Source organism: Flintibacter sp. SJQ-8, assembly GCF_054108085.1.
Genome location: NZ_JBPJWR010000014.1, coordinates 84,914 through 107,079 on the forward strand (window position 1 = coordinate 84,914; position 22,166 = coordinate 107,079).

Annotated in this window: 21 protein-coding genes and 1 pseudogene; 9 read left to right on the forward strand and 13 right to left on the reverse strand. The window is 63.4% G+C overall.

The genetic code is table 11. The features are described 5' to 3' along the window. Positions 1-198 precede the first annotated feature (198 nt). The 11 genes from aspS to ACSAMP_RS11095 all read right to left on the reverse strand — a co-directional run bounded on the left by aspS (position 199) and on the right by ACSAMP_RS11095 (position 11,877). A complete protein-coding gene (gene aspS, locus ACSAMP_RS11045; RefSeq protein WP_457800481.1) occupies positions 199-2,004 on the reverse strand; it encodes an aspartate--tRNA ligase in 1,806 nt (601 codons plus the stop codon). Positions 2,005-2,107: 103 nt separating this feature from the next. Then, positions 2,108-3,484 carry a histidine--tRNA ligase gene (hisS, locus tag ACSAMP_RS11050; protein ID WP_457800482.1) on the reverse strand — a complete coding sequence of 459 codons (1,377 nt, stop codon included), beginning with the start codon at positions 3,482-3,484 and terminating at the stop codon, positions 2,108-2,110. 702 nt (positions 3,485-4,186) lie between these two features. Next, positions 4,187-4,603: a methylglyoxal synthase gene (locus tag ACSAMP_RS11055; RefSeq protein ID WP_457800483.1), complete on the reverse strand. Its 417-nt coding sequence runs from the start codon at positions 4,601-4,603 to the stop codon at positions 4,187-4,189. Between the two features lie 45 nt (positions 4,604-4,648). Next, positions 4,649-5,383, reverse strand: a complete 735-nt coding sequence (locus ACSAMP_RS11060; RefSeq protein ID WP_147563853.1) for a nucleotide-binding protein — start codon at positions 5,381-5,383, stop codon at positions 4,649-4,651. Between the two features lie 152 nt (positions 5,384-5,535). Further along, complete coding sequence (gene rsmG, locus ACSAMP_RS11065) at positions 5,536-6,252, reverse strand: 16S rRNA (guanine(527)-N(7))-methyltransferase RsmG (RefSeq protein ID WP_441796862.1); 717 nt, start codon at positions 6,250-6,252, stop codon at positions 5,536-5,538. Between the two features lie 9 nt (positions 6,253-6,261). Beyond that, positions 6,262-6,627, reverse strand: a complete 366-nt coding sequence (locus ACSAMP_RS11070; RefSeq protein WP_457800484.1) for a hypothetical protein — start codon at positions 6,625-6,627, stop codon at positions 6,262-6,264. Positions 6,628-6,652: 25 nt separating this feature from the next. Further along, positions 6,653-7,066: a large-conductance mechanosensitive channel protein MscL gene (gene mscL, locus ACSAMP_RS11075; protein WP_441796860.1), complete on the reverse strand. Its 414-nt coding sequence runs from the start codon at positions 7,064-7,066 to the stop codon at positions 6,653-6,655. A 495-nt stretch (positions 7,067-7,561) separates the two neighbouring features. Then, complete coding sequence (gene serS / locus ACSAMP_RS11080; protein ID WP_457800485.1) at positions 7,562-8,866, reverse strand: serine--tRNA ligase; 1,305 nt, start codon at positions 8,864-8,866, stop codon at positions 7,562-7,564. Positions 8,867-9,213: 347 nt separating this feature from the next. Then, entirely contained in the window at positions 9,214-9,864 is a 651-nt protein-coding gene (locus tag ACSAMP_RS11085) for a hypothetical protein (RefSeq protein ID WP_457800486.1), read from the reverse strand. Beyond that, positions 9,861-10,754, reverse strand: a complete 894-nt coding sequence (locus tag ACSAMP_RS11090; RefSeq protein ID WP_457800487.1) for a ParB/RepB/Spo0J family partition protein — start codon at positions 10,752-10,754, stop codon at positions 9,861-9,863. Before ACSAMP_RS11090 ends, ACSAMP_RS11085 begins: the two co-directional genes overlap by 4 nt. A 358-nt stretch (positions 10,755-11,112) precedes the next feature. Then, complete coding sequence (locus ACSAMP_RS11095; protein WP_441796856.1) at positions 11,113-11,877, reverse strand: ParA family protein; 765 nt, start codon at positions 11,875-11,877, stop codon at positions 11,113-11,115. A 392-nt stretch (positions 11,878-12,269) separates the two neighbouring features. On the opposite strand from ACSAMP_RS11095, the gene ACSAMP_RS11100 reads away from it, so the two are divergent. The 9 genes from ACSAMP_RS11100 to ACSAMP_RS11140 all read left to right on the forward strand — a co-directional run bounded on the left by ACSAMP_RS11100 (position 12,270) and on the right by ACSAMP_RS11140 (position 20,141). Continuing rightward, on the forward strand, positions 12,270-13,094 hold the full coding sequence (locus ACSAMP_RS11100) for a purine-nucleoside phosphorylase (RefSeq protein ID WP_457800488.1): 825 nt from the start codon (positions 12,270-12,272) through the stop codon (positions 13,092-13,094). Between the two features lie 34 nt (positions 13,095-13,128). Next, a complete protein-coding gene (locus ACSAMP_RS11105; RefSeq protein ID WP_457800489.1) occupies positions 13,129-14,433 on the forward strand; it encodes an amidohydrolase family protein in 1,305 nt (434 codons plus the stop codon). A gap of 44 nt (positions 14,434-14,477) precedes the next feature. After that, complete coding sequence (locus tag ACSAMP_RS11110) at positions 14,478-16,145, forward strand: putative polysaccharide biosynthesis protein (protein ID WP_457800490.1); 1,668 nt, start codon at positions 14,478-14,480, stop codon at positions 16,143-16,145. A 91-nt stretch (positions 16,146-16,236) separates the two neighbouring features. Beyond that, positions 16,237-17,040: a nucleoside triphosphate pyrophosphohydrolase gene (mazG, locus tag ACSAMP_RS11115; RefSeq protein WP_457800491.1), complete on the forward strand. Its 804-nt coding sequence runs from the start codon at positions 16,237-16,239 to the stop codon at positions 17,038-17,040. Between the two features lie 99 nt (positions 17,041-17,139). Continuing rightward, positions 17,140-17,412, forward strand: coding sequence for an HU family DNA-binding protein (locus ACSAMP_RS11120; protein ID WP_441796851.1), 273 nt, complete (start codon positions 17,140-17,142; stop codon positions 17,410-17,412). Between the two features lie 465 nt (positions 17,413-17,877). Beyond that, positions 17,878-18,120, forward strand: coding sequence for an RNA-binding S4 domain-containing protein (locus ACSAMP_RS11125; RefSeq protein ID WP_441796850.1), 243 nt, complete (start codon positions 17,878-17,880; stop codon positions 18,118-18,120). Beyond that, a complete protein-coding gene (locus ACSAMP_RS11130) occupies positions 18,117-19,262 on the forward strand; it encodes an FAD:protein FMN transferase (protein WP_457800492.1) in 1,146 nt (381 codons plus the stop codon). Before ACSAMP_RS11125 ends, ACSAMP_RS11130 begins: the two co-directional genes overlap by 4 nt. Continuing rightward, the gene (locus ACSAMP_RS11135; RefSeq protein ID WP_457800493.1) at positions 19,259-19,636 is read left to right on the forward strand and encodes a NusG domain II-containing protein; all 378 of its coding nucleotides are present in this window, start codon (positions 19,259-19,261) and stop codon (positions 19,634-19,636) included. Before ACSAMP_RS11130 ends, ACSAMP_RS11135 begins: the two co-directional genes overlap by 4 nt. After that, positions 19,617-20,141, forward strand: coding sequence for a Gx transporter family protein (locus tag ACSAMP_RS11140; protein WP_457800494.1), 525 nt, complete (start codon positions 19,617-19,619; stop codon positions 20,139-20,141). The genes ACSAMP_RS11135 and ACSAMP_RS11140 overlap by 20 nt, the downstream gene beginning before the upstream one ends. A gap of 159 nt (positions 20,142-20,300) precedes the next feature. Here ACSAMP_RS11140 and ACSAMP_RS11145 read toward each other — a convergent pair. Both ACSAMP_RS11145 and ACSAMP_RS11150 read right to left on the reverse strand, forming a co-directional pair. Next, positions 20,301-20,783, reverse strand: a pseudogene (locus ACSAMP_RS11145) (DUF3459 domain-containing protein); the annotation flags it as partial. Further along, entirely contained in the window at positions 20,780-22,069 is a 1,290-nt protein-coding gene (locus tag ACSAMP_RS11150; protein ID WP_457800495.1) for a glycoside hydrolase family 13 protein, read from the reverse strand. The gene ACSAMP_RS11150 and the pseudogene ACSAMP_RS11145, both read right to left, overlap by 4 nt. Between the last annotated feature and the right edge of the window lie 97 nt (positions 22,070-22,166).

A 22,166-nucleotide genomic window follows, 5' to 3' on the forward strand; every position in this document is an offset into this window, starting at 1 on the left:
GAGATGAGTTTGGGACGGGGATACGGATTGCCGCGTCGGGCGTTGCCCTCCTCGCAATGACAGAATACGAAGGCCGCCCCTACGAGAGGCCTGTGTGCTTGTCATTGCGAGGAGCGAAGCGACGTGGCAATCCGTCCCCAAAATAAAACCGCCGGAGCGGGACGATTCCCGCCCCGGCGAATGGGGTCTGTTTTGAACTTACTGTTCGGCTTCGGGGTCGCTCTGCTCCATGCGGGTGACGGCGATGGACAGGTCGTCCAGCTGCTTGTCGTCCACCACGTCGGGGCAGGCCATCATCAGGTCAGAGGCGTTCTGCACCTTGGGGAAGGCGATGACGTCACGGATGGAGGGGGCGCCGGCCATAAGCATGCACAGCCGGTCCAGGCCATAGGCCAGGCCGCCGTGGGGGGGTGCGCCGAACTTGAAGGCGTTGACCAGGTGGCCAAAGCGCTCCTGAATGTCCTCCTCGCTGATGCCCAGGGCCTGGAAGGCCTTCTCCTGCATCTCGGGGGTATTGATGCGGATGGAGCCGCCGCCCAGCTCCACGCCGTTGAGCACGATGTCATAGGCACGGGCACGGCAGTTGGCCTTGTCGGTGAGGATCTTGTCCTCGTCCTCCACCATGGGGGCGGTGAAGGGGTGGTGCATGGCCATGTAGCGGTTCTCTTCCTCAGACCACTCGAACATGGGGAACTCGGTGACCCACAGGAAGCGGAAGTCCTTGGGGTCCAGGATGCCCAGCTGCTTGGCGATCTCGCAGCGCAACGCGCCCAGGGCGGCCCACACCACGGTGTTCTTCTCGTCGCCTACGATCAGGACCAGGTCCCCGTCCTTGGCGCCGGCCCGGTCCAGGATGGCCTTGTTCTCCTCCTCGGTGAGGAACTTGGCATAGGAGGAGGTGGTGCTGCCCTCGTGCAGGCGGGTCCAGGCCAGGCCCTTGGCCTTATAGGTCTTGACGAACTCGCCCAGCTTGTCGATCTTCTTCCGGGGGAAGGCAGCCGCGCCGCCCTCGATGTTGATGAGCCGCACGCTGCCGCCCGCGGCCACAGGGCCGGAGAAGACCTTGAAGCCGCAGTCCTTCACGATGTCGCTGATGTCCTTCAGCTCAAAGCCGAAGCGCAGGTCGGGCTTGTCAGAGCCGAAGCGGTCCATGGCCTCCCGCCAGGGCATACGCTGGAAGGGGGTCTGCACGTCCACGTCCAGGATCTCCTTGAAGACACGCTTCAGGAAGCCCTCTTGAATAGACATGATCTCGTCCTCGTTGAGGAAGGACATCTCCAGGTCGATCTGGGTGAACTCGGGCTGACGGTCAGCCCGCAGGTCCTCGTCCCGGAAGCACCGGGCAATCTGGAAATAGCGGTCAAAGCCGGACAGCATCAGCAGCTGCTTATACTGCTGGGGGGACTGGGGCAGGGCGTAGAACTTGCCGGGGTGGACGCGGCTGGGCACCAGATAGTCCCGGGCGCCCTCGGGGGTGGACTTGGTGAGGATGGGGGTCTCGATCTCCAGGAACCCGTTCTCGTCAAAGTAGTCCCGGGCGATCTTGGTGATCTTGTGCCGGGTGGCGATGGCCTGCTGCATCTCCGGGCGGCGCAGATCCAGATAGCGATACTTCAGGCGCAGCATGTCGTTGGCCTTGGAGTGCTCCACGATCTCAAAGGGAGGGGTCTCCGCTTTGGCCAGCAGGCGCAGCTCGGTGACATAGATCTCGATGTCGCCGGTGGCGATCTTGTCGGTCTTGGACTCGCGCTCCCGGACCAGACCGGTGGCAGCCACCACATACTCCGAGCGGAGGGAGGCGGCCTTGTCAAAGATGTCCTTGGGGGTGCTGTCGTCAAAGGACAGCTGGATGAGGCCGGTGCGGTCCCGCAGGTCCACAAAGATCAGACCGCCCAGGTCCCGCTGCCGCTGGACCCAGCCGCACAGGGAGACGGTCTTGCCCGCGTCGGCCAGACGCAGGTCGCCGCAGTAATGGCTGCGGTGGAAATTCTGAAGGTTATCCATGAAATTTCAACTCCGAATCGTATTATTGGGGGGATATATAACACAGAGTCAAGAAAATCCCCGCTCCAGCCCCGGGTTTCCAGGGTGGGGCGGCGGAAATCACTTACTCCTTGTCAACCACTTTGTCGACTACAGGCGCGCCCTGGTTCAGCTGCTCCAGACCGGACTGGATGAGCTTGACGGCCTCGTCGGGGGAGAGCTTCACCTGCTCGCCGGTGCGCATGTTCTTCACGGCGGCCACGCCGGAGGAGATCTCCTCCTCGCCCAGGAAGATCACATAGGGGACGCCCAGCTTGTCGGCATAGGACATCTTCTGCTTGAACTTCTTCTGCTCGCCATAGAGCTGGGTGCGCACCCCGGCGTTGCGCAGCTGGGTGGCCAGGGCGATGGCGGCGCTCAGGTCCTCGGTCATGGGCAGGATGAGCACGTCAGCGGGGGCGGTGTTCAGCTGGTCGTTGAGATAGCCCTGGCCCTCCAGCACGAAGAACAGGCGGGTCAGGCCGATGGAAATGCCCACGCCGGGCAGCTTCTTGTCGGTGTAATACTCGGCCAGGTTGTCATACCGTCCGCCGGAGCAGATGGAGCCGATCTCCGGGTGATCCAGCATGGTGGTCTCGTACACGGTGCCGGTGTAGTAATCCAGGCCACGGGCGATGGTCAGGTCCACCTTAAAGTTCTCCTGGGGCACGCCGAAGGCGGACAGATAGCGGGCCACGGTGGTCAGCTCGTCCAGGCCCTCGTCAAACAGGGGGTGACGGCCGCGGTAGCCCTCCAGGGCCTGGAGGACCTCTTCATTGCTGCCGTCGATGGCGATAAAGCGCATGATCTCACCGGCCTGGTCGGCGGTCAGGCCGATCTCCTCGGACATGAGCAGCTCCTTCACCTGGGCCGCGCCGATCTTGTCCAGCTTGTCCACGGTGCGCATGATGGCCCCGGACTCGTGGGTCAGGTCCAGCATGGCATAGAAGCCGTTCAGAACTTTGCGGTTGTTCACCCGGATCTGGAAGCGCTTCAGGCCCATGGCGGTAAAGGTGCGATAGATGATGGCGGGGATCTCCGCGTCGTTGGAGATGTCCAGCTTGCCGTCGCCGATGACGTCGATATCAGCCTGATAGAACTCGCGGAAGCGGCCGCGCTGGGCCCGCTCGCCGCGATAGACCTTGCCGATCTGGAAGCGGCGGAAGGGGAAGGCCAGCTGGTTGCTGTACTGGGCCACATACTTGGCCAGGGGGACGGTCAGGTCAAAGCGCAGGGACAGGTCGGAGTCGCCCTTCTGAAAGCGATAGATCTGCTTCTCCGTCTCGCCGCCGCCCTTGGCCAGCAACACCTCGCTGGCCTCGATGATGGGGGTGTCCAGGGGGGTGAAGCCGTACAGGGAATAGGACTCCCGGAGGACGGCCATCATGCGGTCAAACTGGATCTGGCGGGCGGGCATCAATTCCATAAAACCGGACAGGGTCCGGGGCTGAACCTTACTCATAAGTCAAAAATCCTTTCTGTGATGAAGTTGTGTTTTGGTGTGTTCCCGTGGGGCCGTGGGCCCGGCATTACAATTATCCTTCCCTGGGGGGAAGGTGGTGCTTGTGATACTGGCCGTATCCCCGGCGGGCATGGCGAAGTTTTTGGGGCCGGAACATCAAAAACAACTCCTTTCAGAACTGGATAGCGGGGGCAGGAGCGGCGTGCTCGGGGTAAAAGGGTAAAAAAACGCGCTCTACGTCCCCTTGGATTGGGACGAGAGCGCACAAACGCTTCGTGGTGCCACCCAATTTCAGACGCAAAGTGCGTCCCTTTGGCCCTTTTTGTGCGGAAGGGGAGAACCGCGCCTGTCTCCAGGCCCGCTGCTGGCGCTGTCTTGGGCGGCTCCTTCCCCTGCGGCCCTCTCAACCAAGGGGCCGCTCTCTGTCGGGGGGTGTTTCGCTTACTCATGCGCCGTCATTGCGGTGGATGGTGGTATCCTAACTCGAAATGAGAAAAAAGTCAAGGGAATCAGGGCAAAAAGTGACTTTAATACAGTAGATTATAAATTGAAAGCAGAGGAAACGGGCGGACACGGAGGTCCGCCCCTACAAGAGAGATCGAAAACACGCCGTAGGGGCGGACCTCCGTGTCCGCCCGCCGTTGGCGCAACAGTTACCGCGGGCGGCCAAAGGCCGCCCGGACGATCCGGTAAAAACTCAACTCACAGCGCGAACGGCACCCGGTTGGGGTTCATGACCTCTCTCCAGTCCAGGTCGCCCCGGGCCAGGCCGTGGATCAGCAGCTTGGCAGTGGCCACGTTGGTGGCCATGGGCACGGAGTGCTGGTCGCACAGGCGGGAGATATACAGCACGTCCTTGTCCATCTCGTTGTCCAGGGGGGAGTTGAAGAACAGGACCATGTCGATCTCGTTATAGATGATGCGCTGGCCGATCTGCTCGATGCCCCCGTGTTCGTGGGACAGGAACAGATGGACGGGCAGGCCGGTGGCGTCGGCCACCATGCGTCCGGTGGCGTTTGTGGCGCAGACGGAATGCTTGGACAGCACCCCGCAATAGGCGGTACAGAACTGCACCATCAGGTCTTGCTTTTTCGTGTGGCTCATAATGGCGATATTCATGGTGGCGAAACCTCCTTGATCGTGATAGACGGCGTGATGTGGCGTTCAGCGGATGCGCATGATGGGGACGCGGCGGCCCATCAGCCGCCAGGCGATGTTTCGGCAGGCCATGGCCGCGCCCTTTCGGCCCTGGCTGGTGAGGGGGATGCCCCGGTTGGCGCACAGCATGACCTGGGCGTCCTCGGGGATGACCCCGATCAGGGGCAGTCCGGCGGTGTTCATGGCGTCGTCGATGGTGGTGCGCAGCTTGCGCAGCAGCTTGGGCTGGATGCGGTTCATCACCAGATGGACCTGGGGCAGCCAGTCCAGCTCGGCCACCACCCGCTGGGCGTCCCGCAGGGAGGAGGCGTCGTTGGTGGCCACCACTAGGGCCCGGTCCGCCCCGCACACGGCATACTGAAAGCCGGGACCCAGTCCGGCGGGGGCGTCGATGAGGATGTAGTCATACAGCGTCCGGGCGGCGGACAGCATAGAGCGCACCCGATAGGGGCTCAGGCTGGGGGGGAGGGACATGGGAGCAGTAAGTAAAGACAGCTCCTTCAGGTCTGGGTGGCGCACGGCGGCCCGGGACAGGGTGCAGCGGCCCAGGGCCACGTCGGCAAAGTCCATCAGGGCCCGGTCGCTCAGGCCGAGGGAGATGTCCAGATTCCGCAGACCGATGTCCATGTCGATGCACAATACCCGCTGCCCGGCCATAGCCAGGGCGGCGGCCACGCCGCCGGTGACGGAGGTTTTGCCCGTGCCTCCCTTGCCAGAAGCCACGGCGATGACGATACCCATGAAAAACCTCCTATCACACCAAATAAAAGTGTATCACAAATCTGTTTCGCGTCAATGGTTTTCAGACAAAAATTTGTCGAATGCCGGGGAAAAACCAAAAACCCAGGGGAACTTTCCACAAAAATGCGGAAAAATGTGGACAAAATCCCACGTCACAGGGGCGCTTTTTGGATCTTGGCCCATCGGCGGGGGTAGCCCTTCAGGGTGGGGGCCACCTTTTCCACAATGACCAGCCGGTGTGTGACGTCTGCGCCGGGGATGGCGTAGTCCTTCACGTCCCGCACTCTGCCGCCCAGCAGCTTGATGGCGTGGGCGGCCTGGTCCAGCTCCTGGTCGCTGTCCACCGACTTCATGGACAGGAAGCGGCCCCCCACCTTCACAAAGGGCAGGCACAGCTCGCTGAGAAGCCGCAGATCGGCCACGGCCCGGGCGGTGACCAGGTCGAAGGAGTCCCGCATGGACTTCTCCAGGGCCTTTTCCTCCGCCCGGCCTTGAATAGCCCGGACGCCGGTCAGTCCCAGCTGGGCGGAGACCTCATTCAGCCAGTCCACCCGCTTGTTCAGGCTGTCCAGCAAGGTCACATCTAACTGGGGCAGCAAAATCTTCAGGGGCAGGCCGGGAAAGCCCGCCCCGGTGCCCACGTCCAGCAGGGTGCGGGCGCCGGTCAGGTCGGCGCAGGGGAGCAGGGCGGCGCAGTCCAGCATGTGCAGCCGGGCCACCCCCGCCTCATCCCGGATGGCGGTGAGGTTCATCACCTGGTTTTTTTCCAGCAGCAGGCGGCCATATTCCGCTAATTTTTCTGCGGCGTCAGGGGGGACGGAGCCCGTCAGCCCCAGGGCCTCCAGGCCGGAGGAGATCAGTTCTTTCATAGTATAACCTCAAAAATTGCTCATCAGACCCAGCAGGCCGATGGGCAGGGTGAAGGCGGCCAGACAGAAGCACAGCAGGCTCAGCCCAAAGGCCAGCCCCCGGCGGGGGTGGCCGGTGGAGTGCCAGCTGACTAAAATCAGCGCCCCCAGGCCGATCAGCCCGGGCACGGTGAGCAGGGGGGCCAGGTTGCCCAGCATCCTGCCGGTGTAAAAATAGAAGGTGGTCAGACACAGCAGGATGACCATGTACACGATGCCGATCCAGGCCATGGTGCGCTTCACCGGGGAGGCGGGGATATAGGGCTCCTGCTGGTCCTGGTTCAGGTCGTCAGGGCGGTCAGGCTGGGGTGTTTGCTGAGAATTGGGTTTGGCCATAGGGCCTCCTTTCCGTGGCGGCGGCTTACTTGTTCTGCTCCTTCAGCAGGTCGCGGATCTCCATGAGCAGCTTCTCCTGGGCGGAGGGCTCGGGGGGAGCGGCAGGGGCCTCCTCCTCCTTCTTCTTGGCCAGGGCGGCGGCCTTGTCGTGGAAGGTGTTGATGGCCTTTATCATGGTGAACACCACCAGGGCCATGATGAGGAAGTTCAGGATGGCGTTGATGAAGTTGCCATAGGTGATCACCGCCCCGCCCACGGTGACGGACAGGTCGGCAAAGGACACCTCGCTGGTGAAGATGCCCAGGATGGGCATGATGATGTCGGCGGTGAGGGAGTCAGCAATGGCCTTGAATGCGCCGCCGATGATGACGCCGACGGCCATGTCCATCACATTGCCCCGGGCGATGAAGGTCTTGAACTCGTTGATAAACTTTTTCATAGCAGGGATCGTCTCCGATCAAAACATTGTTTTTCGCACGGAAAAAACAGGGAAGCGCTCCGTCCCCATGACCCGCCCCCGGAAACCGTTGGGGCCCAAGGGTTTCCGGGCTTGACCGCTCTGGAGCCGTTTTCAGGGGCCAAAATGACCCAAGATAGGGGAAGAGACACCGTGAGCGGCTGGAGACGGGTAAAACGTTCTGTAATAATTTGATGAAATATTACAGATTTAAATAAAGCGAGAAATTTTCCACACTTGGAGCGGGAGATGGGGAAAGCGGGGGAGGGGAGGGACGAGGGTAAGTATTGTGGGTGCGGTGGTCGTCGAGCGGGCGGACACAGAGGTCCGCCCCTACAGACAACCTACGTGACACGCCGTAGGGGCCGACCTCTGTGTCGGCCCGTCGTTGGCGTATGCACCTCCGTGGTTCCCCTCATCCGTCACGGGCTTCGCCCGCGCCACCTTCCCCCGAGAGGAAGGCATTGAGTGGAATCCTTACTTCTTGGGCACCAGCACCTGGGTGCCGCCCATGTAGGGCCACAGCACCTCGGGGATGGTGACGGAGCCGTCGGCCTGGAGGTTGTTCTCCAGGAAGGCGATGAGCATACGGGGGGGAGCCACCACGGTGTTGTTCAGGGTGTGGGGCAGATACATCTTGCCGTCCTCGCCCTTCACGCGCATCTTCAGGCGGCGGGCCTGGGCGTCGCCCAGGTTGGAGCAGGAGCACACCTCGAAATACTTCTGCTGGCGGGGGGACCAGGCCTCGATGTCGCAGGACTTCACCTTCAGGTCGGCCAGGTCGCCGGAGCAGCACTCCAGCTGGCGGACGGGGATGTCCAGGCTGCGGAACAGCTCCACGGAATACTGCCACATCTGGTCATACCACTTCATGGAGTCCTCGGGCTTGCAGACCACGATCATCTCCTGCTTCTCGAACTGGTGGATGCGGTAGACGCCCCGCTCCTCAATGCCGTGGGCGCCCTTCTCCTTGCGGAAGCAGGGGGAGTAGGAGGTGAGGGTCTGGGGCAGGGTGGCCTCGGGGATGATCTGGTCGATGAACTTGCCGATCATGGAGTGCTCGCTGGTACCGATGAGGTACAGGTCCTCGCCCTCGATCTTATACATCATGGCCTCCATGTCGGTCTGGGACATGACGCCCTCGACGACATTGCCGTGGATCATGAAGGGGGGGATGCAGAAGGTGAAACCCTTGTTGATCATAAAGTCACGGGCATAGGCCAGCACCGCCTCGTGGAGCCGGGCGATGTCGCCCATCAGGTAGTAGAAGCCGTTGCCGGAGACACGGCCGGCGGCGTCCATGTCGATGCCGTTGAAGGACTCCATGATCTGGGTGTGGTAGGGGATCTCAAAGTCGGGGGTCTTGGGCTCACCGAAGCGCTGGACCTCCACGTTGGCGGAGTCGTCGGGGCCGATGGGCACGGAGGGGTCGATGATGTTGGGGATCTGGAGCATGATGTGGCGGATCTGGGCGGCCAGCTCGGTCTCCTTGGCCTCCAGCTGGGCCAGCCGGTCGGCGCTGGCCTTCACCTTGGCCTTGGCGGCCTCGGCCTCGGCCAGCTTGCTGGGGTCCTTTTTGGCCTGGCCCATCAGCATGCCCACCTGCTTGGACAGGGTGTTGCGCTGGGCCCGCAGGTCGTTGGCCTCGTTCACTGCGGCACGGTTCTCCTCGTCCAAAGCCAGCACCTGGTCCACCAGGGGCAGCTTGGCGTCCTGAAACTTCTTCTTGATGTTCTCCTTGACGGCTTCGGGATTCTCCCGGACAAATTTCATATCCAGCATCGTTGATTTCTCCTTAATATATTGAAGTTTAAGAATCTGCGGGGTAGGGGGGAGGGGGAATTAAGTGGGTAGAGGTCTTGTCATTGCGAGGAGGCCGTAGGCCGACGCGGCAATCCGGCTCTTCGTCCAGCAGCCTCCCTTGTGAAAGGGAGGTGGCACGGCGAAGCCGTGACGGAAGGATTCCGACCACAGGAAAGCTGTCCTAGAAACGGAATCCCTCAGTCAGCTTCGCTGACAGCCCCCTTTAACAAGGGGGCCAAAGGACGGGGGTTACGGATTCCCACGTCGCTTCGCTCCTCGGAATGACAAATTACGCGGTCTTTCTAGGTTTCACGTGAAACATCCCATCAATGCAGGGCGTTATAGATCTCCTCATACCGGTCATAGGGGGAGAAGCGGCCGTTTTTGGTGGCGCTCTCCTGGGGGAGGTAGTTCTTCAGGGGGTCGCCGTCGCCGGTGTCCTCCAGATGGCGCATCAGGGTGCGGCACAGGGAATACTTGCCCCGGACATAGGCCTCGTCCACCTGCCAGAACCAGTCCATGGCCTCAGCTGAGCGCTGCTGCCACTGGTTGGTGTCCTGGGCGGCGGCCAGGTCCTGGTCCAGCTTCAGCTTCTCCTGCTCCAGCTGGGCCACCTGCTCCTCCAGATAATCCACCGACTGCTTCAGTTTCTCGTTCTCCTTATAGAGGTTGTCCAGGGACTGGACGGCGGAGACCGACTGCTGCTGCAATTGGTTCAGCTTGTCGTTGGACTGCTGCTGCAAAATGTCGTTCTGGCGGCGCTCCATCATAAAGGTGTACAGCAGCAGGACAAAGGCGGCGGCAAACAGGATGGTGATATACTGGAACACCGACTTCTGCCGGTGCTTGTGGGAGTGCTCGGGCTTTTTCTCCGGTTCCGGCTGCTGGGCAGGGGGATCGGCTTCGGGTGGATGATATCCGCCCCTACGGTCAGATTCCTCCGGGGTAGGGGAGAGGGGCTGCTTTTCTTCGCTCACAGAGATTCCACCTCCCCGCCGTCACGCTGCTGGAGCAGGGCCAGCAGGCTCTCTAAGTCCTGGTCGTCGTAATACTCCAGCTGGATGCGGCCCTTTTTTCCCTTGTGGGAGATGGTCACCTTCCGGCCCAGGGAGCTGGACAGGCTCTTCTCCACCTCGCCCAGATAGAGGGCCAGGTCGGGGCGGTCATCGGGCTCTTTGGGGGGCTTTTCCCCCTTTTGCAGGGCCTTGATGAGGGCCTCGGTCTGGCGGACGGACAGCTGGTGCTCCACCACCTGCTGGGCGGCCTGGCGCTGCAGATCGGCGGTGGGGGCAGCCAGAATGGCCCTGGCGTGTCCGGCGGACAGCTGTTCCTCCTCCACCAGGGCCAGCACCTCCTCAGGCAGGGCCAGCAGACGGAGCATGTTGGTGATGGCCGGGCGGGACTTGCCCATGCGCTGGGCCACCTGCTCCTGGGTCAGGCCATAGTCCTGCATCAGCACCTGATAGCCCTGGGCCTCCTCCACCGGGTTCAGGTCCTCCCGCTGAAGGTTTTCGATCAGGCCAAGCTCCATGACCTTCCGGTCATCCGCCTCGATGATGACGGCGGGGACCTGGTCCAGTCCGGCGGCCTTGGCCGCCCGCCACCGCCGCTCTCCGGCGATGATCTGATAATAGCCCGAGGACAGCCGCCGCACTGTCAGGGGCTGGATGACCCCGTGGACCCGGATAGACTCGGTCAGATCGGCCAGTGACTCCGGGTCAAAGCGCTTTCGCGGCTGATTCAGGCCGGGCTCCACCTGAGAGATGGGCAGCGAGACGGAGCCCTCCCCCTGGGCGGGCAGGTCCGGGTCGCCGAACAGGGCGTCCAGCCCCCGGCCCAGGCCGGTCTCAATTTTTCGTTTTGCCATATCAAACCTCGATTTCTTTTATAAGCAACTGAAATGTTGGCATTGTGTCATTCCGAGGAGCGCAGCGACGTGGGAATCCGTATCTCCCGTCCCTTGGCCCCCTTGTTAAAGGCCGATTCCCCTTATCAAGGGGAAATGTCCCGAAGGGACAAAAGGGATAGGGCTAGCTGTCAGCGAAGCTGACTGAGGGATTCCGTTTCCAGGATAGCTTTCCTATGGTCGGAATCCTTCCGTCACGGGCTGCGCCCGTGCCACCTCCCTTTAACAAGGGAGGCTACTGGACGTGGGTTACGGATTGCCGCGTCGGCCCGTTGGGCCTCCTCGCAATGACAGAAACGCTGGCTAATAATCGCTTTGCCTAATTCTTATCGTGGATGGCGATCATCTCCTGGGCCAGGGCGGTGTAGGCCTCCGCCCCCCGGGAGAAGGGGTCGTATGCGGTGACGGGTTTGCCGTGGCTGGGGGCCTCGGACAGGCGGACGTTCCGGGGGATCACCGTGGCGTATACCTGGCCGGGGAAGTGGCGCTTCACCTCCGCCGCCACCTGGAGGGACAGGTTGGTGCGGCTGTCGAACATGGTCAGCAGCACGCCCTCCAGGGCCAGACCGGGGTTCATCTTCCGCTTTACCAGCCGGACGGTGGCCAGCAGATCGCTGAGTCCCTCCAGGGCGTAATACTCACACTGCACCGGCACCAGCAGAGAACCGGCGGCGCACAGGGCGTTCACCGTGAGCATCTCCAGGGAGGGGGGGCAGTCGATGAGGATGTAGTCATACCGGGGGGAGAGGACGTCCAGGGCCTGCTTCAGCAGGGTCTCCCGGTGGTCGATGCCGATCATCTCCACCCCCGCACCGGCCAGGGCCTTGTTAGAGGGGAGCACGTCCCCATATTTGGTGGACACCACCGCCCGCTCCACATCCGCGCCGTTGATGAGCACGTCGTAGATGTTGGGGGACGCGCCGTTTTTATCCACGCCCAGGCCGGAGGTGGCGTTGGCCTGGGGGTCGAAATCGCACAGCAGCACCCGCTTCCCCTGGGCACAGAGGGTGGCTGTCAGGTTGACGGTGGTGGTGGTTTTGCCCACGCCGCCCTTTTGGTTGACCACTGCGATGATTCTGGCCATGTTTTGCCTCCTAAATTCGGAAAGGGTCTTACCTTATATAAATACAGAAAGCAGCAAGCATTTACATAAGGTCGGTTGCAGTATCCCATTATAACAATCGCCGCCGGGTATTTCAACCGTTTTGCCCGCCTTTTTCGTCCCTAGGCAGGAAAAAGCCGGAATTTTCTCGCCGTGAAACAAAGATGGGGCGAAAAACGGCCATGTTTCACGTGAAACATGGGTTACCTGTATACAGATGGTACAAAAATAAAATATAGCTGTATACAGCCTAAAGGGGAAAATCCGCCCAAACCTACCCCCATCCGGCCCAGCCCAAGGGTTTTGTTGCAATTGCCCCGGCTTTGGTGTAGAATAATGCCACTTAACCAAGCGAGGAAGGGAGCGCACCCCCAATGACCTATACCATAGAGCAGTATGAAGAGAGCGCCCAGGCCATCCGGGCGCGGTTGAAGGGCTTTGTCCCCAAGGTGGCCATGGTCCTGGGCTCCGGCCTGGGCTTTTTGGGCGACCAGGTGGAGGACCCCATCGCCATCGACTATCACGACATTCCCCATTTTAAGGCGTCCACCGCCCCCGGCCACAAGGGCCGCCTGGTGTGCGGTATGCTGGACGGCCAGCGGGTGGCGGTGATGCAGGGCCGGATGCACCACTACGAGGGCTATTCCTATGAGGAGGTGTCCTACGCCGTGCGGGTGCTGCGCCTGCTGGGCTGCGACACGCTGGTGGTCACCAACGCCGCCGGGTGCGTCCGCCAGGACTGGCACGCCGGAGAGCTGATGCTCATCACCGACCAGATCAAGATGTTCTCCCCGTCCCCTCTGCGGGGAGAGAACCTGCCCCAGTTCGGCCCCCGCTTCCCCGACGCCTCTCACCTCTATAGCCCCCGCTTACAGCAGCTGGCCCGGGACGCCGCCCGGGAGCTGGGGCTGACCCTGCGGGAGGGCATCTACTTCTATTGCTACGGCCCCCAGTACGAGACCCCTGCCGAGATCCGGGCCGCCCGGATATTAGGGGGCGACGCCGTGGGCATGTCCACCGCGCCGGAGGTCATCGTGGCCGCCCACTGCGGCATGGAGGTGCTTGGCCTGACCCTGCTGTCCAACATGGCCGCAGGCATCCTGGACCAGCCCCTGTCCGAGCAGGAGGTCTTGGATGCCGCCGAGGCCGCCCGGGAGACCTTCTCCGGCCTGGTCCGGGCCTGCCTTCCCAAGCTCTGATTTTTTGATTTTTTGCCGCTGTTTGGAGGTTTTTATGTCCATTCTCTTTGAACACGTCACCGCCGTGACCATGGACCCCGCCGCCCCTGTGCTGCACGACGCCTTTGTGCTGGTGGAGGGCACGGCCATCGCTCAGGTGGGCCAGACCCGCCCCCAGGGGCAGTTTGACCGGGTGGTGGACTGCACCGGAAAGGTGATGATGCCCGGTCTCATCAACGCCCACACCCACCTGCCCATGACCCTGATGCGGGGCTATGGCGGGGGCCACGATCTTCAGCACTGGCTGAACGACTATATCTTCCCCGCCGAGGACAAGCTGGACAGCGCCAGCGTCCAGGCGGGCACCCAGCTGGCCCTGGCCGAGCTCATCGCCGGGGGCGTGACCTGCGTGGCCGACATGTATTACTTCTGCCCGGACATCGCCCAGGCGGTGGCGGACAGCGGCATCAGCGCCAACATCAGCCGGTCTGTCACCTGTTTTGCTCCGGTGGACGACCCGGAAAATTACTACGCCTGCCGGGAGCTGCGGGAGCTGGAGGAGCAGTGGAACGGCTTTGACCATGGCCGCATCCGGGTGGACGCCTCGGTCCACGCGGAGTATACATCTTTTTCCGCCCCCAACATGTGGGAGTATCTGGGCCGCTATGCCGCCGACCACAAGCTGGGGATGCAGGTCCACCTGTCCGAGACCCGGTCAGAGCATCTGGAGTGCATGGCCCGCCACGGGGGCAAGACCCCCTTCGCCGTGCTGGATGACTATGGCGTGTGGCAAAGCGGCGGCCTGGCCGCCCACTGCGTGTGGGTCAGCCGGGACGACATGGAGGGCATGGTCCGCCGGGGCGTCACCGCCGTCCACAACCCCGTGTCCAACCTGAAGCTGGCCTCCGGCGTGGCCCCCGTGCCCCGCCTGCTGGAAGCCGGGGTGAACGTGGCCCTGGGCACCGACGGGGTGGCCTCTAACAACAGCCACGACATGTTCGAGGAGATCAAGCTGGCCGCCCTGCTCCACAAGGGGGTCTCCCGCGACCCCACGGCGGTGTCCGCCCGCCAGGCCTTGGAGATGGCCACCATCAACGGGGCGCGCGCCCTGGGCCGGAACACCGGCTGCATCGCCCCCGGGCGGGACGCCGACCTCATTCTGCTGGACTTCACCCACCCCGGCCTGACCCCCTGCCACGACCCGGAGGAGAACCTGGTGTACTCCGCCCACGGCAGTGACGTGGTGATGAATATGGCCCGGGGCAAGGTCATATATGAAAATGGGTCCTTCCTCACCCTGGACCTGGAGCGCATCCGGGCCAGGCTGAAGGACTATGCCCTGCCCCGCATCTTCGGCTGACAGCCGCCAAACGCGCCGGACCCCCGGCGGAAGGAGAGATATCCATGGCCCAACGTGACCCGGCCCCCAAGCGGGTGGCCCAAACGCAGAAGCAGAACAGCTTCTTCGGCGGCGCGGCGATCTTAGCCGCCGGCATCCTCATCGTCAAGCTCATCGGCATGTTCTATAAGATCCCCCTCATCAACATCATCGGGGAGGCGGGGGCTGCCGACTTCAACAACGCCTATAACATCTACGCCGTGCTGCTCACCGTGTCCACGGCGGGCCTGCCCGTGGCCGTGTCCAAGCTGGTCAGCGAGGCCAACGCCCTGAACCGGCGCAACCAGGTCCGGCGGACCTTCCGCCTGGCTCTGGTGCTGTTTCTCACCCTGGGGCTCATCTCCTTTTTGGTGATGTTCTTCCGGGCGGATGCCCTGGCCGGGATGATGAACGACAGCAAGGCCGCCGCCGGTATCCGCGCCCTGGCCCCCGCCGTGGTGTGCGTGGGCTGTCTGGCCGCCCTGCGGGGCTATTCCCAGGGCCACAGCAACATGGCCCCCACCTCCGTCTCCCAGATCATCGAGGCGTTATGTAAACTTGTGGTGGGCTTGGGCCTGGCCTTCTGGCTGGTGAAGCAGGGCAAGGACCCGGACGTGGCCGCCGCCGGAGCCATCACCGGCGTCACCGTGGGCACCGTGGTCGCTTTGATTTATATGGTCCTAGACTTCTTCCTGTCCCGGGGCCGTGAGGATACCCACGGGACGGACCGCCCCGACAGCGCCGGGAGCATCCTGGCCAATATCTTAAAGATCGCCGTGCCCATCACCCTCAGCTCGTCCATGGTGGGCATCGTCACCGTCATCGACTCCTCCCTGGTGCAGGGCCAGCTGCAAAGCGCCCTGAACCTGACGGAGAAGGCCAGCCGCACGCTATACGGCAACTATTCCGGCGCATTGAACATCTATAACCTGCCCACCTCCCTCATGGCGGCCATCACCGCCTCGGTCATCCCGGCGGTGTCCGCCGCCCTGGCCCGGCGGGACCGGAGAGGGGCGGCCCGGATCACCGGCTCGGCCCTGCGCATCACCGCCCTGCTGTCCTTCCCCATGGGGGTGGGCCTGTTCGTGCTGGGCACCCCCATCATCCGCCTGCTGTTCCCCAGCCTGAATGTGGAGGTGGCCGGACCCCTGCTGTCCACCCTGGGCGTGGCAACCCCCTTTGTGTGCATGGTGCTGGTGTGCAACTCTGTTTTACAGGCCCACGGCTTTATCAACCTGCCCGTCATCGTCATGGTGCTGGGGGGCATCGTGAAGATCGTGAACAACTATAACTTAGTGGGGGCCATCGGCATCGCCGGAGCCCCCGTGGGCAACATCCTCTGCTTCGGCCTGGCCCTGGTGCTGGACCTGGTGGTCATCACCCGGGTCATCCCCAACCGGCCCCGGCTGCTGCCCATCTTCGTCAAACCCGCCATCGCCTCCGCCATCATGGGCGGGGCGGCCTGGGCGGTATACGGCCTGCTGTCCCGCGTCCTGACCGCTGAGCAGGTAAACGAGGCGGGGGAGACCATCCGCGTGGTCAGCCGCATGGGCAACGCCCTGGGCATCTTCCTGGCCATCGCCGTGGCCGGGGTGGTCTATCTGGTGCTGGTGGTGGCCATCCGGGCCATCTCCAAGGACGACCTGGCCCTGATGCCCAAGGGGGATAAGCTGGCCCGGCTGCTGCGTCTGTAACGAACAAACGGGGCCGTGGGAACAAAAACCCGCGGTTTTCCCGGCTTTACGCCAAGAAAAACCAAAAATATCTTGATAAGGAAGCGAAACTGTGGTAGATTTTGAATGCAAATCTCATTACGGCATCCAGGACCTGCTCCGCATCATGGAGCTGCTGCGCAGTCCCGAGGGCTGCCCCTGGGACCGGGCCCAGACCCACCAGTCCATCCGCCGGAACATGCTGGAGGAGGCCTATGAGGCCGCCGAGGCCATCGACGAAAACGACCCCGCCCACCTGAAGGAGGAGCTTGGCGACGTACTGCTTCAGGTGGTCTTTCACGCCAGAATGGCCCAGGAGGCCGGCTGGTTTAACTTTGACGACGTGGTGGACGGGGTGGCCCAAAAGCTGGTCTTCCGCCACCCCTATGTCTTTGGAGACGGCAAAGCCGCCGACGCCGACGGGGCTTTAAACGCCTGGGAGAGCCAGAAGCGCCGGGAGAAGGACCAGCGCACCACCGCCGACGCCCTGGACGCTGTGGCCCGCTCCCTCCCCGCCCTGATGCGGGCGGAGAAGATCCAGGAAAAGGCCCGGAAAGCGGGCTTTGACTGGGACTGCGTCGGCCCCATGCTGGACAAAATAACCGAGGAGACCCAGGAGCTGCGCCAGGCTGTGGACGAGCACAGCAACATCGAGGAGGAGTTGGGCGACCTGCTCTTCGTCACCGCCAAGGCCGGGCGCTTTCTGGGCCTGGACAACGAGCTGGCCCTTCACGCCGCCTGCGACAAATTCATCCGCCGCTTCCGCACCGTGGAGCAGCTGGCGGACAAGCCCCTGGACCAGCTGGACGTCCCCGCCCTGGAGGACCTCTGGCGGCAGGCCAAGGCCAAGGAGCGCCAGGAACAGGCCCAGGGCTAAATTCACGACGCTTAGAATTCTCCCTTCGGGCGGATGATAAGTATATAACGACACGCGCCTTACCGGCGCTGTCCCACATGCACAGGAGGAAAAACGACTATGAATAAGACTGAACTCATTGCCGCTGTTGCCGAGAAGGCGGAGCTCTCCAAGAAGGACGCCGAGGCCGCCATCACTGCCATGGTAGACGCCATCACCGAGGCCCTGAGCCAGGAGGAGAAGGTCCAGCTGGTGGGCTTTGGCTCCTTCGAGGTGAAGGTCCGCGCCGAGCGCCTGGGCCGCAACCCCAAGACCAAGGAGGAGATCCACATCCCCGCCTCCAAGACCCCCGTGTTCAAGGCCGGCAAGGCTCTGAAGGACGCTGTCAAGTAATCAAAAACAAAAAACGGGGACGCGAAAAAGGCGTTCCCGTTTTTGTTATCATCAAGACCCAAGAAAAAGCCTTCCCCTGGGGGAAGGTGGCACGCAGGGCCGGATGAGGGGAACACCAAAGGGCCATGAGCCCTTGCATCAGAACGGATAAAGCCTTCCCCCTCCCAGGGGGCCGATTCCCCTTGTCAAGGGGAAATGTCCCGAAGGGACAAAAGGGATAGGGAAGGTGCCCCCACAGGGGGCGGATGAGGGTGGGTATCGTCAATGCGGTGGTCATCGTGGGCGGACACAGAGGTCCGCCCCTACGGCATGTTACGATGGCTCTTGTAGGGGCGGACCTCCGTGTCCGCCCGTCGTTGGCGTATGCACCCCCGTGGTCCCCCTCATCCGTCATGGCTACGCCATGCCACCTTCCCCCCTGTGGGGGGAAGGCTTTGATATGCACAACAGAAAGGAGCAAACAACATGCGACTGGACAAATGGCTGAAGGTCTCCCGGCTGATCAAGCGGCGCACGGTGGCCAACGAGGCCTGTGACAACGCCCGGGTGACGGCCAATGGCCGGGCGGTGAAGGCCAGCTACGACGTGAAGGTGGGCGACGTGCTGGAACTGCGCTTCGGCGAGCGCACCGTGAAGGTAGAGGTGCTGGTGGTGGCGGACAACGTGGGCAAGAACGACGCCTCCGCCATGTATCAGGAGGTGCTGTGAGCCGCCCCCGCCGTTTTAAGGCTCTGGCGGCCCTGGCCGTTGTGACGGCCCTGGTGCTGGCCCTGCCCGGCTGCGGGAAGCAGACGGTGCAGGAGTCCGCCCAGCTGCTGACCATGGACACGGTGATGACCCTCACCGTCTATGGCACGGACAAGTCTGCCTGTCAGGCCGTGCTGCAACAGAGCCAGGACAGGCTCTATGACCTGGACCGCCGCCTGTCCGCCACGGGGTCAGACGGCAGCGACATCTATGCCCTGAACCACGCCGGGGGCAGGCCCGTGGCCCTGACCGGGGACACCGCCCAGCTGCTGGGCAAGGCTCTGGACCTGTGCGCCATGACCGATGGGGCCTTGGACCTGACCGCCTATTCCGCAGTGGAGGCATGGGGCTTCACCGGCGGCGACTACCGGGTGCCCGCTCAGTCCGAATTGGACGCCCTGGCGGCTAAGATCGACTATACTCAGGTGAAGCTGGACCGGGACTCCAGCCAGGCCAGCCTGCCTGACGGCATGGCGCTGGACCTGGGCGCGGTGGCCAAGGGCTGGGCGGGGGATATCCTGGCCCAGCTGGTGCGGGACACCGACGGGGTGGACGGGGCCCTGCTGAACCTGGGCCAGAGCACCATCCAGACCGTGGGGGCCAAGGCCGACGGATCGGCCTGGCGCATCGGTATTCAAGACCCCCAGGGGGAGGGCACCGCCCTGGCGGAGCTGAAACAGGAGCAGTCCGGCGGCTCTGAGAGTACCTCCCAGACGGCAGACCAGCCCGACTACCTGGGCGTGCTGGAGCTGACTGACCAGGCCATGAGCACCTCCGGGGGCTATCAGCGCTGCTTCCTCCAGGACGGGCAGATCTACTGGCACATCTTAGACCCCAACACCGCCGCCCCCGCCCGGTCCGGCCTGGCCTCCGTCACCGTGGTGTCAGACAGCGGCCTGCTGTGCGACGGCCTGTCCACCGCCCTGTTTGTCATGGGCCTGGACCGGGGCGTCCAGTTCTGGCAGACCTGGCGGGACCACGATGACGTGCGCTTTGAGTGCATCTTCATCACCGACGACGGCTCCGTCTACCTCACCCCCGGCCTGGCGGACGCGTTTACCCTGGCCGACGGCCAGAGCCGGGAGGTGACCGTGCTGTCATGACCCGGCCTGTAAAGCTCACCCTGGCGGCCTTGATACTGGTCTGCGCCGGGTCCATTGCCTACCTGCTCCTGGCCCCCGGCCAGACGGACCACCCGGTGGCGACGATCACCCTGGACGGGGAGGTTCTGGACGAGATCGACCTGACGGAGGTGCAGAGCGCTTATTCCTTCACCGTCACGGGGAAGGACGGCCTGACTAACACGGTTCTGGTGGAGCCGGGGCGTATCCGGGTGGAGAGGGCCGACTGCCCCGACCAGATCTGCGTCCACCAGGGCTATATCTCCGACGGCAGCCAGCCCATCGTCTGCCTGCCCAACCGGCTCATCATTCAGATACAGGGGGGAGGGGACGCCCTTGACGCCGCAGCGGGATAACAAAAAGCAGGGCGGCACCGCCCGCCTGACCCGGCTGGCCCTGCTCACTGCCATCGCCCTGACCATCTTCATGGCGGAGGCCCAGCTGCCCACGCTGGTGCCCATCCAGGGGGTGAAGCTGGGTCTGGCCAACATCGTCACGGTGTACGCCGTCTTCGCTCTGGGACCGGGGGACGCCCTGCTCATCCTTCTGTCCCGGGTGTTTTTGGGGGCGGTGTTCTCCGGCCAGATGATGACCCTGTTCTATTCCCTGGGGGGCGGGCTGCTGGCGTGGCTCATCATGTGCCTGCTCCGCCCGGTTTTCCACAAAGAGCACCTGTGGCTGTGCAGTCCCGTGGCCGCCCTGTTTCACAACCTGGGCCAGCTGCTGGTGGCCGCCGCCATCATGCGCACCTGGGCCGTGCTGGCCTATCTGCCCTATCTGGCCCTGTCCGGGGTCATCACCGGCCTGTTCACCGGCCTGTGTACCCAATTTCTTATGGCGCGGCTGGAAAAGCTGCATTAAAAAACTTTCCACAATTCCCGCCGGAATTGTGGAAAGTTTTTTCGTTTCTATTTGGTTTGCTTCACTTTTGCCCCAGCTTACCCAGCAGAAGGGCCGCGCCGCTGCGGGGGGCAGGGTGATCTGGACCCCCTCGTCCTCCTCCAGGGGGGCGAGCGCGGGGGAACCCACCAGAATACTGGCGGTTTTCCCCGGCAGGGGCAGGGCGACAGGGCCGTCCCCCGCGTTGCAGACGCAGAGGACTTCCTCCCCGTCGTCCGCCCGGACGAAGGCCAGCAGGGGGCCGTCCGCCGCCACATAGCGGATGGTGCCCCGGCGCAGGGCGGGGTGGGTCTTTCGCAGGGCCCCCAGCTGCTTAAACCAGGCCAGCAGCTCCTGATCCTCGTGGCCCCAGGGGTAGGTGCGGCGGTTGAAGGGGTCCTCAAAGCCCTCCATGCCCGCCTCGTCCCCATAGTAGACGGTGGGGGAGCCGGGGAAGCAGAACAGCAGCAGGGCCGCGGCCCGCAGGCGCTCCTTGGCCGTGCGTAGGGCGTCCCCCTCCAGGCGGAAGTTGGCCCGCCAGTCCCGGGACTGGTCCCGGCGCTCGCCCCCGGCCCCCAGCAGGGTGAGGATGCGGGGTGTGTCGTGGGTGCCCAGGGAGTTCATGGCGGAGTAGAAGGCGAAGGGGGATATTTCTCCCGGATGGTCTCCATGCCAGAGACAAAGTCCTCCGCCTTCCCCCCGGAGAAATAGCTTAGAATGGCGCTGCGCAGGGGATAGTTCATCAGCCCGTCGCAGTGGCCGCCCAGGATGTGCTTGCGCCGCACGCCGTAGGCCACTTTGGTGGAGCCGTCCTCCCACACCTCGCCGATGACCACCGCCGAGGGCTTCTCTGCCCGGGCGGCGGCGTGGATACCGGCGACGAAATCGTCGGGCAGCTCGTCGGCCACGTCCAGCCGCCAGCCGTCCGCCCCCGCCCGCAGCCACCGGCGGACCACGCTGTCCTCGTCCCCGAAGATGAACCGGCGATAGCCGGGGTCCGACTCGTTCACGGCGGGCAGGGAATAGATGCCCCACCAGCTCTCATACTGGTCGGGCCAGCGGATGAACTGGAACCAGCTGCGGTAGGGGGAGTCCCAGCTCTGGCAGGCCCCCACGTCGGGATAGAAGCCGTCGCCGTTGAAATACCGGCTGACAAAGCCCGTGTGGTTGAACACCCCGTCCAGCATCACCCGCATGCCCCGCTTGTGGGCCTCGTCACACAGGCGGGAGAAGTCCTCGTTGCAGCCCAGCATGGGGTCGATGCGGTCATAGTCCGCCGTGCCATAGCGGTGGTTCTCCGCCGCCTCGAAAATGGGGTTGAAGTACAGGGTCTCCACCCCCAGCTCCTTCAGCTCGTCCAGCTTGCTGATGACCCCCTGAAAGTCCCCGCCGAAGAAGTCCCGGTTGCGGATCTCCCCCCGCTCGTCCGGGCGGTAGACCGGCTCGTCCTCCCAATCCTGGTGGACGGTGCGGCCCCCCACCAGGCCGGTGGGGTCGGGGATGCGGCTGCGGCAGAAGCGGTCGGGGAAGATCTGATAGGTCATGCCCTCCCCAAACCAGGTGGGGACGGCCTCCTCCCCCTGATAGACGGTGAGCTGATAGGGCCCCAGCTCCGCCCGGCGGCCGTCCAGGCCCTCCAGCACGAAGGAGTACCAAATAAGGCCCACATAAGTGCCCACGTCCAGGGTCCCCCGGAACTGGTCCACACCCAGCTGGCTGTCCACCCAGGGGAGGGGGATAATTTGCTCCTCGTTGTTCCGGCTCTCGAACCGGGCGGTGAGCCGTCCACGGGAAAATCCCCCCGCCCGGGGGGGACGGAGGGTAAAGCAGACCACAGTCCCCGAGGGGACCGCGCCGTATGGGTTTTTAAAATTCAGGTCCCGGGGGTCAAAAATAGCCGGGTCGGTCATAGGGCATCTCTCCAAAGTAGAATACGAGCCTTCCCCTGGGGGAAGGTGGTCCCGAAGGGACCGGATGAGGGGAACGCCAAAGGGCTGGGAACCCTTG

Bases quoted from the DNA above. Each gene is read 5' to 3' on its own strand.
- aspS (WP_457800481.1), bottom strand. From the start codon at position 2,004: ATGGATAACCTTCAGAATTTCCACCGCAGCCATTACTGCGGCGACCTG.
- hisS (WP_457800482.1), bottom strand. From the start codon at position 3,484: ATGAGTAAGGTTCAGCCCCGGACCCTGTCCGGTTTTATGGAATTGATG.
- ACSAMP_RS11055 (WP_457800483.1), bottom strand. From the start codon at position 4,603: ATGAATATCGCCATTATGAGCCACACGAAAAAGCAAGACCTGATGGTG.
- ACSAMP_RS11060 (WP_147563853.1), bottom strand. From the start codon at position 5,383: ATGGGTATCGTCATCGCCGTGGCTTCTGGCAAGGGAGGCACGGGCAAA.
- rsmG (WP_441796862.1), bottom strand. From the start codon at position 6,252: ATGAAAGAACTGATCTCCTCCGGCCTGGAGGCCCTGGGGCTGACGGGC.
- ACSAMP_RS11070 (WP_457800484.1), bottom strand. From the start codon at position 6,627: ATGGCCAAACCCAATTCTCAGCAAACACCCCAGCCTGACCGCCCTGAC.
- mscL (WP_441796860.1), bottom strand. From the start codon at position 7,066: ATGAAAAAGTTTATCAACGAGTTCAAGACCTTCATCGCCCGGGGCAAT.
- serS (WP_457800485.1), bottom strand. From the start codon at position 8,866: ATGCTGGATATGAAATTTGTCCGGGAGAATCCCGAAGCCGTCAAGGAG.
- ACSAMP_RS11090 (WP_457800487.1), bottom strand. From the start codon at position 10,754: ATGGCAAAACGAAAAATTGAGACCGGCCTGGGCCGGGGGCTGGACGCC.
- ACSAMP_RS11095 (WP_441796856.1), bottom strand. From the start codon at position 11,877: ATGGCCAGAATCATCGCAGTGGTCAACCAAAAGGGCGGCGTGGGCAAA.
- ACSAMP_RS11100 (WP_457800488.1), top strand. From the start codon at position 12,270: ATGACCTATACCATAGAGCAGTATGAAGAGAGCGCCCAGGCCATCCGG.
- ACSAMP_RS11105 (WP_457800489.1), top strand. From the start codon at position 13,129: ATGTCCATTCTCTTTGAACACGTCACCGCCGTGACCATGGACCCCGCC.
- ACSAMP_RS11110 (WP_457800490.1), top strand. From the start codon at position 14,478: ATGGCCCAACGTGACCCGGCCCCCAAGCGGGTGGCCCAAACGCAGAAG.
- ACSAMP_RS11120 (WP_441796851.1), top strand. From the start codon at position 17,140: ATGAATAAGACTGAACTCATTGCCGCTGTTGCCGAGAAGGCGGAGCTC.
- ACSAMP_RS11125 (WP_441796850.1), top strand. From the start codon at position 17,878: ATGCGACTGGACAAATGGCTGAAGGTCTCCCGGCTGATCAAGCGGCGC.
- ACSAMP_RS11135 (WP_457800493.1), top strand. From the start codon at position 19,259: ATGACCCGGCCTGTAAAGCTCACCCTGGCGGCCTTGATACTGGTCTGC.
- ACSAMP_RS11150 (WP_457800495.1), bottom strand. From the start codon at position 22,069: ATGACCGACCCGGCTATTTTTGACCCCCGGGACCTGAATTTTAAAAAC.